The 14209-nt window shown below is 35.4% G+C and carries 14 protein-coding genes; 5 read left to right on the top strand and 9 right to left on the bottom strand.

Annotated elements, in window-relative coordinates:
• Positions 1-10: 10 nt before the first annotated feature.
• Positions 11-187, top strand: a complete 177-nt coding sequence (locus tag CJF12_RS19965) for a bacteriocin-like protein (RefSeq protein ID WP_157759865.1) — start codon at positions 11-13, stop codon at positions 185-187.
• Positions 188-267: 80 nt separating this feature from the next.
• Here the strand turns inward: CJF12_RS19965 and guaB are convergent, their stop codons facing one another.
• The 8 genes from guaB to CJF12_RS16140 all read right to left on the bottom strand — a co-directional run bounded on the left by guaB (position 268) and on the right by CJF12_RS16140 (position 7389).
• Positions 268-1728, bottom strand: coding sequence for an IMP dehydrogenase (guaB, locus tag CJF12_RS16175; RefSeq protein WP_034682688.1), 1461 nt, complete (start codon positions 1726-1728; stop codon positions 268-270).
• A 171-nt stretch (positions 1729-1899) separates the two neighbouring features.
• Complete coding sequence (locus CJF12_RS16170) at positions 1900-2607, bottom strand: hypothetical protein (RefSeq protein WP_051887218.1); 708 nt, start codon at positions 2605-2607, stop codon at positions 1900-1902.
• Positions 2608-2634: 27 nt separating this feature from the next.
• The gene (locus CJF12_RS16165; RefSeq protein WP_051887219.1) at positions 2635-3135 is read right to left on the bottom strand and encodes a DUF4252 domain-containing protein; all 501 of its coding nucleotides are present in this window, start codon (positions 3133-3135) and stop codon (positions 2635-2637) included.
• A gap of 18 nt (positions 3136-3153) precedes the next feature.
• Positions 3154-4437 (bottom strand): DUF4252 domain-containing protein, encoded by a 1284-nt coding sequence (locus CJF12_RS16160; protein WP_034682693.1) that lies wholly within the window; start codon positions 4435-4437, stop codon positions 3154-3156.
• A gap of 68 nt (positions 4438-4505) precedes the next feature.
• Entirely contained in the window at positions 4506-5171 is a 666-nt protein-coding gene (locus tag CJF12_RS16155) for a hypothetical protein (protein ID WP_051887220.1), read from the bottom strand.
• The gene (locus CJF12_RS16150) at positions 5146-5655 is read right to left on the bottom strand and encodes an RNA polymerase sigma factor (RefSeq protein ID WP_034682696.1); all 510 of its coding nucleotides are present in this window, start codon (positions 5653-5655) and stop codon (positions 5146-5148) included. Before CJF12_RS16150 ends, CJF12_RS16155 begins: the two co-directional genes overlap by 26 nt.
• Positions 5656-5757: 102 nt before the next feature.
• A complete protein-coding gene (locus tag CJF12_RS16145) occupies positions 5758-6918 on the bottom strand; it encodes a GlmU family protein (protein ID WP_034682699.1) in 1161 nt (386 codons plus the stop codon).
• Between the two features lie 219 nt (positions 6919-7137).
• Entirely contained in the window at positions 7138-7389 is a 252-nt protein-coding gene (locus CJF12_RS16140) for a type B 50S ribosomal protein L31 (protein WP_002976190.1), read from the bottom strand.
• Positions 7390-7574: 185 nt separating this feature from the next.
• Between CJF12_RS16140 and CJF12_RS16135 the strand changes: the two genes are divergently transcribed.
• The 4 genes from CJF12_RS16135 (at position 7575) to CJF12_RS16120 (ending at position 12159) form a co-directional block, all read left to right on the top strand.
• A complete protein-coding gene (locus CJF12_RS16135; RefSeq protein ID WP_034682701.1) occupies positions 7575-8981 on the top strand; it encodes a hypothetical protein in 1407 nt (468 codons plus the stop codon).
• A complete protein-coding gene (locus tag CJF12_RS16130; protein WP_034678907.1) occupies positions 8981-9307 on the top strand; it encodes a nucleotide pyrophosphohydrolase in 327 nt (108 codons plus the stop codon). Before CJF12_RS16135 ends, CJF12_RS16130 begins: the two co-directional genes overlap by 1 nt.
• Positions 9308-9444: 137 nt before the next feature.
• On the top strand, positions 9445-10716 hold the full coding sequence (gene aroA / locus CJF12_RS16125) for a 3-phosphoshikimate 1-carboxyvinyltransferase (protein WP_034682703.1): 1272 nt from the start codon (positions 9445-9447) through the stop codon (positions 10714-10716).
• 441 nt (positions 10717-11157) lie between these two features.
• Complete coding sequence (locus tag CJF12_RS16120; protein WP_095591186.1) at positions 11158-12159, top strand: phosphatidylinositol-specific phospholipase C; 1002 nt, start codon at positions 11158-11160, stop codon at positions 12157-12159.
• Between the two features lie 115 nt (positions 12160-12274).
• Here the strand turns inward: CJF12_RS16120 and CJF12_RS16115 are convergent, their stop codons facing one another.
• The gene (locus CJF12_RS16115; RefSeq protein WP_034682706.1) at positions 12275-14101 is read right to left on the bottom strand and encodes an alkaline phosphatase; all 1827 of its coding nucleotides are present in this window, start codon (positions 14099-14101) and stop codon (positions 12275-12277) included.
• Between the last annotated feature and the right edge of the window lie 108 nt (positions 14102-14209).

The raw sequence follows: 14209 nt of genomic DNA, 5'->3' as shown, positions 1-14209 counted from the left end.
AATAATTATTATGAAAAATTCAAAAAAAATTTCAAGAGAAAGCCTAAAAAGTATTAAAGGCGGATTTAAAATGTGCAATGCTGAATTACCCAATTTTGGTTGTGGTGATTCAGAGTTTTTCTGCTGTGGACCTGGAGGTTGCAGAAGAATATCAGATCTTCCACCAGGATCTTGCGTTGCTCAATAATAAGTTAACTATTAAACAAAATACAAAATAAGGCTACCTCAACATTGAGATAGCCTTATTCGTTATATTTAATTGAATCATTACAAAGAATAATTCGGAGCTTCCTGTGTGATGATAACATCATGAGGATGGGATTCTTTCAATCCGCTTCCTGTGATCATTACCATTTTGGTATCTTTCTGTAAAGCTTCAATATCTTTTGCTCCACAGTATCCCATTCCAGCTCTCAGACCACCGGTCAATTGGAAAATAACATCTTCCAGTTTTCCTTTATGTGGTACTCTTCCTTCAATTCCTTCCGGAACGAATTTTTTAGCTTCACTCTGGAAATATCTTTCTTTTCCTCCTCTCTTCATTGCTGAAAGACTTCCCATTCCCTGGTAAGATTTGAATTTTCTTCCCTGGAATATAATTTCTTCTCCCGGAGCCTCATCGGTTCCTGCTAAAAGAGATCCCAGCATTACTGCCCCTGCTCCACTTGCAATCGCTTTTACGATATCTCCGGAAAGCTTAATTCCCCCATCAGCAATTACAGCTACATTTTTAGATTTAGCATAGTCGTAAACGTTATAGATCGCAGATAACTGAGGTACTCCAACTCCGGCTACTACTCTGGTAGTACATATTGAACCCGGCCCAACACCTACTTTCAGAACATTTGCTCCGGCTTTAATTAAATCTTTTGCGGCCTCAGCAGTTACGATATTTCCACCAACGATATCCAAATCAGGATATGCTTTTCTGATTTCAGAAATTTTATCTAAAACTCCTTTAGAATGTCCGTGAGCTGAATCAATAGCTACAATATCAACACCGGCTTGTACCAACGCTGCGATTCTATCCATTGTATCTTCTCCAACTCCAACTCCGGCTCCTACGATAAGACGCCCTTTCTGATCTTTATTGGAGTTAGGATATTCTAACTGATTATCGATATCTTTAATGGTAATTAATCCTACAAGCTTGTTATCCTGATCTACGATCGGAAGCTTTTCAACACGGCTCTTAAGAAGGATTTCTTTTGCTTTTTCAAGATTCGTATTTTTATCGGAAGTAATCAGATTTTCTTTGGTCATGATCTCTTCCACTCTCAAGTCAAGATCTTCCTGATATTTTACGTCTCTATTGGTAATAATTCCAATTAAAACATTATTCGGATCTACAACAGGCAGACCAGAGATTTTATATTTTGACATCATTTCTTTAGCCTGTGCCAAAGTATGATCTTTTGAAAGGGTAACAGGATCAGAGATCATTCCGTTTTCAGAACGCTTCACACGGTTAACCTGTGCTGCCTGCTCTGCAATCGTCATATTTTTATGTATGAAACCCAGACCACCAACTCTTGCCAATGCAATAGCCAGATCGCCTTCAGTAACTGTGTCCATCGCAGCAGATACTATCGGAACATTCAAAGTGATTTTATCGGTAAGTCTTGATTTTAGGGATACCTGGTTAGGTAAAACTTCTGAATAAGAAGGGACTAGAAGAACGTCATCGAAAGTGATGGCTGTCTCTACAATTTTGTTATGAATAGACATCTTTACTTTCTTTGCAAAATTAAGTTATTTTAATGAGACTAGAAAATTCTTTTTAATAGTTTAAATAAAAATTAATAATCAATAAGTTAAATCGAAAAACCGCTCTTAATTAAAAGCGGTTCTGTACAAAATAAAATGAAGTTATATGAACTTGAATATAAAATTATCTTTTTATTGACGTGTAAGTTGTCCGTTTTCATCAACATTTTCAATATGGGTCTGATTGTTTTTATCCACATAGATCTTAAGACGCATTCGGCCTTTATCGTCCCGGATAAAAAGTCCTACATCTCCATTTGCTGCTTTTCCTGCAAAAAAACGTTCATTTCCAAGTTTCCCTTCTTCCCTCAGCTTTGTATAAGCTCTCTTTACTGCCGCAGGATCATTTAACTTTTGTAATGAATCATCAAAGCGGATCATTATTTCTAATGGAAAATTATGTGGTCTGTCCCAAAGCTTTAAACCGTAAGCTCTCTTCTTATCTGCGCCTGTAACTTCACTATATTGCAATTGCATGATCTGATCTGTTTTTCTTTGATCTACGGAGTATACCATTCCTGAGCCTTTTTCATCAGAATCATAAATCAGTCCTCCACATTCGTCTCCTAATGAATTAAAGAAAATCAATCCGGCCTCCCTTTCTCTGGATTTAAGAGGCTTATTATTTAATAATCCAGGATGCTGGCGTTTCTTATTACTGATTACCATTTTTAAGGTTCCATCTTTCTCAACGATATTAATTCTCTCAACATCAATTTCTTCAAACCGTTGGTGATTATTATTGGATTTAAAAGCTGATAAAAAAAGCAGAATACATGCGATTGTAAGTGAGGCAGCATATATTTTAAGCATGCGCACTTCCCTAATTAATTTTTCCATGGTAAATAATTTATTGATAAAAATAAATTATTTATCTGATGCTGCATTAATGAATTTTGAAATATCATCCGGAGTGAAGCTACCCTTTACATCTACAAAAACCAGCTCTTTATCTGAATTCACGGTAATCAGCATATTTTTAATAGTTTCACCGGATTGCTTTACCCGAACATTTACATTATCCCCATCATGTTTTATCGTAGCCCAGTCTTCATAATTATTATTATTTAGATATTGAGCATAGTCTTTCAACATTTCCTTATCCCCGTTTTCAACAGTCAAAACTTTTATTTTTGATATTTTTTTAACGAGGGCTATCATTTCTTCATTTTCACCATCTTCTCTTAATGCCTTTTTAATAAAAGGTTTTGCTAAAAACAACGGAACATTGATACTCTCAAACTTAGCCCCTTTAAAATTGTAATCAGAATTACTGAAAAAATCCATATTCGGCTTGTGAGAAACCACGCAGGATTGCAGAAGAAAAATGGTGCAAACCAGCAGGAAGGTGTTCTTTAAAATTTTCATGGTGATTAGGTTAAGTGATTAGTTTATTGATTTTAAGGTTCCTCCCGAAGTCTTACTGATCTTAGAGTTAATTTCAGGATTTCCTTTATATTTTACTAAACCTCCTGATGAAGCTCTTACGGTAAGTTTTGTTGTAACGTTGACACTTAAACTTCCTCCTGAGGTAGATTCCGCTTCCACTTCACTCATTCTCAGGTTTTCGGCTTTACATAGCGCTCCACTGCTCACATCCATTAAACCGGAATTAGCTTGCCCTTCCAAAAGCGTATCAGAACCACTGGAAGCTTTTACGATAATATTTCCTGTGTTAATGGTAGCCTTTATAGTAGACCCTGAAGTTGCACTCACATTCGTAGTATTTGACATACTGAACTTTCCTTTGATGTTAGACCCTGAAGATGCATCAATATCTAAATTAGCTCCTTTTACTGTATTTATTACCGTAAAGTTGGCTCCTGAAGAGGTTTTGACAGACTCCATTCTTGGGGAAGACACATTAACACTTAAATTTTTAAATCTCAGGTTCTTTGTCCCTTTATTATCTACATATACTTTCAATATCCCGTTTTCTACTTTAGTAATAACGTATTGGAGCTTGTCAGCATCTGCAATAACTTTCACACTAATTGGGTTCTCTTGCTTATACACAACGTTTACTCCTGTGCTTACCTGGATTCCGGTAAATTCTCCCACATTTCGGGCTTCCCCATTTAGATAAGAAGAAGTATTCTCTGACGACAAGCTACTTCTTGTACTATTGGTGATCGAGCTTATTTTTGTTTCACTAGAATTAATAATTTTATTAAGGTCATCCATTGAAAGCTTTCCGTCCAGCATCACCAATACATTTCCTCCGCTTCCATTGTCAATGCTTAACAATACATCATCCAGTATACCTTCTTTTGCTTCGGAAGAAAGAAATTTTATTTTGTTTCCGCTGCTGTTTACAGACATGATTTCATTGTAATTCAGATGGCTCAAATAAGATGAAATATCTTTATTAATCTGAGAAAGATTATTTTGCAGCTTTTTTCCGACAGCGCTGTTTACATTTTCAGGATTTTCTGTGATCAGGATTCTTAATCCATTGATCTTTGACAGCAATGGTTTAATCTGATCCAGTTGGGAATCATCAATATTCAGGCTGCTGAGCATGCCAAACATCGGCTTTGCAATCTTGATAGAAGTTACACCTTCTACCTGTTGGTATTTTTCAAAAAGTTTATCGAATTTGTCTGCTTGCCCGTAAACATTAAAGAAATGGGAAAAAGCAAGTGCGAATATGATCAATATTTTTTTCATGAGTCAATTTTTAATTTAAGGAGATCATTAACACCTTGATATCAAAGGCACAACAATCATATTTTTAGTTAATAGTCATCATCCATTACTTTGGGTTGAACTAACTTTTCACTAACGTTATTTGCAAATATTTGAAATGAATATTTAGTTACATTAATAGCTTCTTCTACATTATCAATTCTCTTTCCGTTTACAATTACATAATTGTTTTTGTATCCGGTGGAATCTTTTTTAGCCACATTATATTTTTTATAGGAAGTATTGTCCGTATATTTAGGTCTTACTTCTTTTTTCAATCTCCCTCTTTTTGGTAAAATCTCATCCATTACATCTTTTTCTGCAATCGAATTTTCCTGAAATATAGAATCTTTTTTTACAGAAACTGTATCTACATGATTGACGGCCACTTGTTGTTCAGGTTCGTGATTTTCTTCAATAAAATCAGTTTTTTGCTGCAATACCTGATGCTCTACAAGCTGAGACTGTTCCTTTATATCTGTATTTTGATGATAATTAATGACAAAACCTATACCTAAAAGCACCACTACACTTGCTGCCATCCAAAACCATTTAGGGAAAGAAGGCTTTTTCTTTTCAAGAGGGATGATCTTATCATCATCATTATCTACACCTTCAGCTTTTTGAAGGAAATCATCAAAATCCCAATCCATTTTCTCTTCCTTAATATCCCGGAAGATTTCTTTGTACTTATCTTGAAATTGATCGTTGTTCATAATTCATCAATTGTGAAATTTGTTCTTTTACTTTTTGTCTTGCACGCATAAGGTTTACTCTTACTGCATTTTCTTCCATTTCCAGCATTTCAGAAATTTCAGACACTTCATACTCTTCTACATCTTTCAAATGGATTACCATTTTTTGTTTTTCAGGAAGTTGATTTATAAATCCTATAATATGTTCTTTCAGATTATTAATCTCCATACTGTAAAGCTCTGACCGGTGAAGCTGCATATCTGCAAACCCGAGTTTTACATCGTGATGCTTCAGCCTGTTCAGGCACTCGTTCCGGACGGCCTTCAGCGCATAAGATTTTAAATTTCCAAACTGCTCCAGTTCATCTTTTTTCTGCCAGAACTTAATCATCAGATCCTGTACAACATCTTCTGCTTCATCACTACTCATGACAAACCTCTTCGCAAAACGATACATCTCGTTTTTGAGAATAAACACCGTATTCTTAAAGGTCTCTTGGTTCATAAGTTAGTTTTGATTCTATAAGTAAGACAATTAAAAATTAACTTCTATTACATCAAAAATAAAAAAACTTCAAAAAATTTTGAAGCCTTTTATATAATCAGGTTAATATTCATCGAAAATATATTTTAAAATCCCCTTATCATCGTCTGTTAAGGCTACTTTCCTTCTTGCCATTGCTCTTGCGGCAACCTCGTAAGCTTTATCCAATTTAAATCTTTCATCCCCTTTAAATCCACCCCAAGAAAAGTTTTCTATGAGGTTCGGAGGAAAGCCTTCTTTAAAAATATTGGAAGCCACACCAATGACGGTTCCCGTATTTAATTGGGTATTAATTGCTGTTTTAGAATGATCTCCCATAATGAGCCCGGCAAACTGTAATCCTGTATCTTCAAAAGCCTTGGTCCGGTAGCTCCAGAATTTTACGTTACCATAATTATTCTTCATATTTGATGAATTGGTATCCGCTCCAAAATTACACCATTCCCCGATTACTGAATTCCCAACAAAACCTTCGTGTCCTTTACTGGAATATCCAAATACAATAATATTATTGACCTCACCTCCTATCTTACAGTTTGGGCCGATCGTAGTGGCTCCATAAATCTTTGCTCCTAAATTGAATTTAGAATCATCACAAAGCGCAATAGGGCCACGAAGATGGCAGCCTTCCATTACTTCTGTATTTTTCCCGATGTAAATCTTACCTGTTTTGGTATTGAATGTTGAAAATTCAATTTGTGCTCCTTCTTCGATAAACAAATCTTTTTTATCTCCTAAAAAACCATTGGTAGAAGAAAGCTCCTGTGAAGTTCTTCCTTTTGTAAGCAGTTCGAAATCAAAATCAATAGCCTTATGATTATAGGTAAATAAATCTTTAGGTTTCTTAAAGAAGACCAGTTCTTCTTTAATATCGGTCATCTTTTCGATCTGATTCAGTGAAAACCCTTTCATATTGATCTTAGCAGCAATCAATTCATCTTCATAAACCAAAGCTTCGCCTTGTTTCAGATCTTTTATCTGCTGGAGTACCTGATCAGTCGGAAGAAAATTGGCAACCAGAAAAAGACTTTCTTTTTCTTCCGGATTTTTAAATTTTTTTTGCAGGTAGTTTTCAGTGAAATAAGAAATTTCATCGTTCTCGAGTAATCTTTTCCACCTCTCAGAGAAGGTAAGAATCCCACATCGCATTTCAGCAACTGGGCGGGTAAATGTAAGCGGGAGAAAATCTTCCCAATACTGTGCATCTGAAAGTACTAATTGCATTTTTAAGAAGTTAGAGGTTAGAATGTTAGAAGTTAGAGGCGTGAAGCTGGAAGTCATGCACCTTATTGATATGATTATTTTCCAGATTTTAGTTTCTAATTTCTATCTAAAACAAAAATACAAATACTAAAACTAATTTATAACCTTCATCTCCTAAATTTCTGCATAAAAAAAGTCTTCCAAAAAATTGGAAGACTTCAATATCGTTAATTCAAAAAATTACTTAGCGAATTTTTTGTATTTGTTCATAAACTTATCTACTCTACCTGCAGTATCTACTAATTTTACTTTACCAGTGTAGAAAGGGTGAGAAGTTGAAGAGATCTCCATTTTGATTAATGGGTACTCCTGTCCTTCGTACTCGATAGTGTCTTTTGTTTCTGCAGTAGACTTGCAAAGAAACACCTCGTCGTTACTCATATCTTTGAAAACAACAAGTCTATAATTTTCTGGGTGAATTCCGTTTTTCATAATACAATTTGTTAAAAAATTAAAGTTTTGCTTTCGAAATAGTAATGGATATTTCTCTGCTAATTTTAGGGTGCAAAAATACAATATTTTTTCTAATATCCAAATAGAGAATCCAATATTTTTCAATTGATAAGAAAATTAAAGTATTTTCGTTAAATTTGAAATCTATTAAAACCTTAATTTCGATGAAATTCAAATTATTACTGGCTTTTTCTTTCTGGATGCTTCTTGTCACAGTATCATGCAATAAAGATGATATCAGCTTTGATGCACCTTCTCAGCAATTGAGATTTTCAAGCGATACGATATTCTGTGATACGGTTTATCATCAGGTACGCTCGGAAACATATCTGGTAAAGGTCTATAATAATGAGAATAAAGATATTTTAATTCCCAGAATTAATTTGGAAAAAGGAGCTGCATCGCTCTATAAAATCAATGTAGATGGAAAAGCAGGTTATGATTTTAAAGATGTTCCTTTAAGAAAAAAAGACAGTCTTTATATTTTTGTTGAAATTGCTCCACAGGCTACTGGTCCGGAAGCCATTGCTGAAGACAGAATCGTTTTTACAAGCCCGGCAGGACAACAACATGTCACTTTATTCTCTGTAGTTCAGGATGCTGAATTTTTTATTAAAACACCAAGTAATCCAAATGTGATTAACAATCATACTACCTGGAATAATGATAAGGCTAAAATTATTTATGGCGATTTAACCATTAACCCTAATATTACCTTAGATATCCAACCGGGAACCAAAGTTTATTTTCATAAGAATAGCGGAATGAAAGTATCCGCCGGAGCATCCCTTAATATAAACGGAACGTTGAACAATCAGGTTGTCCTTCGTGGAGACCGAAATGATCCGCGCTATGATACCATTCCTAAAAACTGGAACTCTATCAGAATGGAGGCAGGGTCTACACTTAATATGAATTACGCCAGACTTTTTGGAGGAACACGCGGACTGGAAATGAAACAGACCAACGCCACCATCAGCAATTCAATTATTCACACCTTCCAGGAATATGGAATTTATGCAGTCAACTCTACAGTCTCTGCACAAAACTTAGTAATGAATAATTGTGGGGAATCTGCTATCGGCATTTTTAAAGGAGGAACCCATAATTATATACACTCTACTATTGCCAACTATTCTAAAGTTTTATCTTCAGCCAATAGACTTGGTATTTTTGCAACCAATGAATGGAAAAATGATTCCGGTCAATCGGAACAAGGAGCCCTACAACTGAATGTACGAAACAGCATTGTATTTTCTGACCGGGATAATTCAGTTAATTTAGAACAAACCCCTGGGCAGCAGTTTAACTTCCAATTCCAAAATTCTTTATTAAAATATTCCAACACATCGCAAGCCGGTTTTAATTTTGACAGCAATCCGAATGTAATTCAATGCTTGAGAAATGAAGACCCCTTATTTGTAAACGTTTATACCTCTCATCTTAATCTGAGAGTAAAAAGCAATTCACCAGCAAAAGCTAAAGGAAATGTTACTGTTGCAGCAGGTGTACCTTTTGACATTGCCAATGTATCAAGAACTACTAACCCAACGCTCGGAGCTTATCAATAATGGAGATTACTAATTTACAGCAACAGGTTGATGAATGGATAAAAACCATTGGGGTTCGTTATTTTAATGAACTGACCAATATGGCCATGTTAACAGAGGAAGTAGGTGAAGTAGCCAGAATTATCGCAAGAAGATATGGCGAACAAAGTGAAAAGGAAAGTGACAAGAGCAAAGATCTTGGTGAAGAACTGGCTGATGTTCTGTTTGTAACATTATGTCTAGCCAATCAAACCGGAGTCAATCTACAGGAAGCTTTTGACAAAAAAATGAAGATAAAAACTGATCGCGACAAAGACCGCCATCAGAATAATGAAAAATTGAAATAGAAATTGACAAAAGGCTGCTATTGAGAACAAAGCAAAGCAATCTCTTAATATATTCTTAACGACTTGCCCCATACCTTAATGGGTTATTAAGAGTAAGCTTGTGGTATAGCACCTAATGTCTATAACCTTAAGAAACAATGAAGTTAGAGCAATCAAAATTAGAAGGAAACAGAACAATACAAATCAGCGGTTCGAAAAGTATTTCGAATCGTTTATTGATTTTGGAAAGTCTGTTTAGTAACATACAAATCGGTAACCTTTCCAATTCTCAGGACACTGACATGCTGACGAAAGCTTTGTCTGAAACCTCAATAGAGGTTCGTGAAGGCTATAAAAAACAAATAGAAGCTTCTGAACAAAATGCTGAAGTGGTGGATATTCATCATGCGGGAACTGCCATGCGTTTTCTCACTTCTTATTTTTCAATTTTTGAGGGCAGAGATACTATCCTTACAGGATCCGGAAGAATGAAAGAAAGACCTATTAAGAACCTGGTCAATGCACTTCGTGATCTGGGAGCAGATATAGAATACATGGAGAACGAAGGTTTTCCCCCTTTAAAAATTAAAGGAAAGAAAATCATTCAGTCTACGGTGAATGTTCCTGCTAATATTTCAAGCCAGTTTATTACTTCTTTGCTTCTTATCGCGGGAAAACTGGAAAATGGTTTGGAAATCAATCTTGTGGGTGATATCACATCGAGATCCTATATTGAAATGACACTGGATATTATAACTAAATTCGGTATTAAAGCCACTTTTAATGGAAATGTCATTAAGGTAGAACCTTTTAGCAACCCTTCTTCTGTTATTCATTATGAAGTGGAAAGTGATTGGAGTTCTGCGTCCTATTTCTATTCGATTTGTGCATTAGGAAGAGAAACCATTCATTTGAAAAGCTTCTATAAACAATCCACTCAGGGAGATTCTGCAATAGCGGACATCTATGAAAAGCTCTTCGGAATTACAACAACTTTTTCAGAAGATGAGCATAAAATCACTTTACAGCCTGATCCTAATTTCTCTTTCCCGGAAAAAATTGAACTGGATATGAATAATTGTCCTGACATTGCACAAACACTTTGTGTAACAGCATCAGCATTAAAAATCCCTTTCGATATTTCAGGGCTTGGAACGTTGAGAGTAAAGGAAACTGACAGACTTCAGGCTTTATACAATGAGCTGAAAAAAATAGGAGCAGAAACTGAAATTACAGACTCAACGATTCAATCGGTTAGCTTTGGAGAACCGGAAGAAAATATTTCTATCAAAACATATCAGGATCATAGAATGGCCATGAGCTTTGCTCCGTTCTGCCTGATCAAAGAACTTAATATAGAGGAAGAAGATGTCGTTGAGAAATCTTATCCGATGTTCTGGAAAGATCTTTCCACGATACTTATCTCATAGCTCAACGATGCTCTTAAGTTAAAATACAAACGACGTTCTTACTTAAAGAACGTCGTTTTCTATCTCATGTATTATTGTTATAATTTATTGATGTAACCTCTATCATTTCGAACGAGGTGAGAAATCTCTTCATCACCTCAACAACTCATTATATCCTCATTTTTAATATTACTGTTGAGATTCCTCCACTCCGCTTCTGCTCCATTCCTGAAATCGAAGATTAGACGAAGTCAATGACAAAAGGTACTGTGCATTATTCATGAAAACTGAGGATAATTAAAATATTCTATTTTTTTTAATTAACGATTGAACAATTTTACGATTCCGCGATTTTGCCATTCAGCCTTTTCGCTTTCATAACTTAATTATATATTAAAATTTAATTAACTCCCCAATATAGATGTATGTGTATTTTTAAGATTAAATAAAATACTTTAAACTATGTTCAAACTTAACATGAGATATCTGGCGATTCTCTTTTTCGGCATTACGACTGCCTCAACCATGCTTTCTTCTTGTTCAGAAAATGTAACCGTAATGGACTCTGATGATAAGAGTCTGAATCTTCAGACTAAAAATGTCAGCAAAACTTCCCTGGCTGCTATCGGAATCAGTAACTGGATGTCCGGATTACAGGATAATACTTCTATTTCAAAAATTTCTATTCCCGGTACTCATGATTCGGGAGCTATGAGAGAAGTACCTTCTAATAGCGGTACTGCAAAAACGCAAAATCTTACCATCAGTGAGCAGCTTAATGCTGGAATCCGTTTTCTGGATATTCGGTGCAGGCATATTGATAATTCTTTTGCCATACATCATGGTCCTATTTATCAGAATTTAAATTTCGATGACGTCCTTAATGCATGTTATACATTTTTGGAAAGTCATCCGACGGAAACAATAGTGATGTCCGTTAAAGAAGAATATGATCCGTCCAATAATACAAGAACTTTTGAAAAGACATTTGATTCTTACATTCAGAAAAATCCATCCAGATGGGATCTAGGTACTACTATTCCTAACCTGGGATCTGTGAGAGGAAAAATTAAATTATTAAGAAGGTTTTCTGCAGAAACAGTTAAGGGAATTAATGCCACATCATGGGCAGACAATACAACATTTGAAATCAATAACTCAAACGCATCTTTAAAGGTTCAGGATTATTATCAGGTAAGTAATAATGACGATAAATGGTCCAGGATTTCAGCTCTGTACAATGAAGCAAAAACTGATACGAGTGGTAAACTCTTTATTAATTTCACAAGCGGTTACAAACCTTTAATATTTGGAATTCCAAATATCCCTACCGTATCCAACAATATCAACCCTAAGCTTAAAACTTTATTTCAAAGCAGCCCTCAAGGATCTTATGGGATAATGCCTATAGACTTTATCAGTGCAGAATTATCAGAACTGATCATTAAAACCAATTTCAATTAGATTTTAGGTTCTGAAAAACAAGCCCTTATGATAAAAATTGCAGCCCTTATTGAATAAGGGCTGCAATTTTTTTAATGGACAAAGCTGCTGTTGGTAATATAACCTCAGTTAACATCTATTTCTTTATCCCGTAGGCATTCAGTATTTTATTAAAGATCTCGGTATTTTCAAACAGGCCCGTAAATTCTTTAGAATTGGGACCATAAGCAAATACACTGGATGGAATGGATGTATGATCATTTGTACTAAAGTTTCCGAATATCCACCCGTCTTTAAGGCTGCCATCAAGAAGTGTTAAACCTCCGGTTTCATGATCCCCTACTACAATGACTAATGTTTCTTTGTTTTCATCGGCAAATTTCATAGCTTTTCCTACCACGTGATCGAAATCTAATAATTCTGTAACGAGCTGTTCAATATTATTACTATGTCCTCCGCCATCAGTTTGAGATGCCTCGACCATCATAAAGAAACCTTTTTTATTCTCTTTTAAATCATTAAGGGTAAGATCAAAAGCATCCGCCAGCCAATTTCCTCTTCCATTGGTTATTCTTTGTGAAGCTAACGGATCAATAACCAGGGTACGGGTATTGATTTTCTTTACTGATTTCAGATCTTGATAAATATCGATTTTTGCATCTTTAATTTTCTGTAGATTTTCAGGAGTTAATCCATTCGTAGGTCCACCGATCAGAATTTTGGTTTTGGAATTAACAAAGTCTTTCAAAATAGGCTCTGAATTGTTTCTATTATCTGAATGGGCATAAAAATCCGCAGGTGTAGCATCCGTGATATCTCCGGTAGAAATTAATCCTGAAGTCATTCCTTTACCGGCAATAATATCGGGAATTTGTGCAAGGGCTTTTCCCATTCCGTCAACCCCTACAAAAGTATTTTTAGTCTTTACCCCCGTAGCAAAAGCTGTTGATCCCGGAGCTGAGTCTGTAATATAAGCATTGGACGAATTGGTTTTGGACAATCCGGTAGCTTTCATATTGAATACATTCAGCTTTCCTTTATTAGCCGTAAAAGCAGCATAGTATTGAGGTAAAGAAGTTCCGTCCGGAATCAAAAGAATCACATTTTTAACATTCTTCACTACTCCATCTGTTTTATAGGTAGGCGTATAGGTGCTGTATTCTTTGGTATTTTTATAGAAGTTCCGGGGAATAGTATTCAGAAACTTTTTGAGATCAGGAATATGATCGGTGTTGATATAGTCCACTCCCAAATCTATAAAATTCAGCCATGCATTCGGAAAATCCGGTGCTCCATAGAATCGTACAGGCTTTTGTTGTGCATGCGCCGCAGCAACTACCTTTTTAATGTTTTCTGTTTCCTCATCTCTTGGAATTCCTTTTCCATTCCACTTAACCAGACCTTGCAGGTCCGCACTGAACAAACCTACTCTCTTCAACTCATCAGAAGTATAGGATTTATCCAGATCTCCATCAAAGAAAAGATAATCCGGATAATTTTTAAAATCCCCCGGCTGTGGACGATCTCCGGTAATTACAATTTTAACTCCCGGATTCCCTGTTATCTCCGGATATTTTTTCAATGTGGTGACCAATGCACTGAGTGTTGTTTTATAATCTTGCTTAACATCAATAAGCAATTGTAATTTTTTCCCAGGATCAGAATAGATACTTCCCTTGTTAAGTTTAATTTGTTTTGAAATATTGTCCAGATAAAGACTCTCTAATGTTCTGTCCTGAGATAATTCTTTTTCTGTATGAGCCACCCAAAGTTTGCCATTGACCAGAAAAACATCTGCTTCAATAGATCCGAAGTTCGCATAATAGGCTTGCCAGAAAGGGAGTTCCTGTTCATAATCATTATGTGAATGTGCATTACTAACATTATAGTTTAAATAATTCTGTGCCTGATTTTGTGAAAAAATGGCCATGGCCAATAAGACCCCTATTTTTATTTGTTTCATAATATCTTAAAAAAGAATCGGTTTAAAGGTAAAATCGCAAAAAAGCGAAAGGGCGAAATCACGGATATGTTAAATTGTAAATTTGAGGGTGTTTGTCCAAACGGCAAA

It is taken from the genome of Chryseobacterium piperi (assembly GCF_002285635.2).
In the GTDB taxonomy this organism is placed as follows: domain Bacteria; phylum Bacteroidota; class Bacteroidia; order Flavobacteriales; family Weeksellaceae; genus Chryseobacterium; species Chryseobacterium piperi.
The sequence above is the reverse complement of the archived record's forward strand: the minus strand, read 5'-3'. Positions and strand labels throughout refer to the sequence as shown.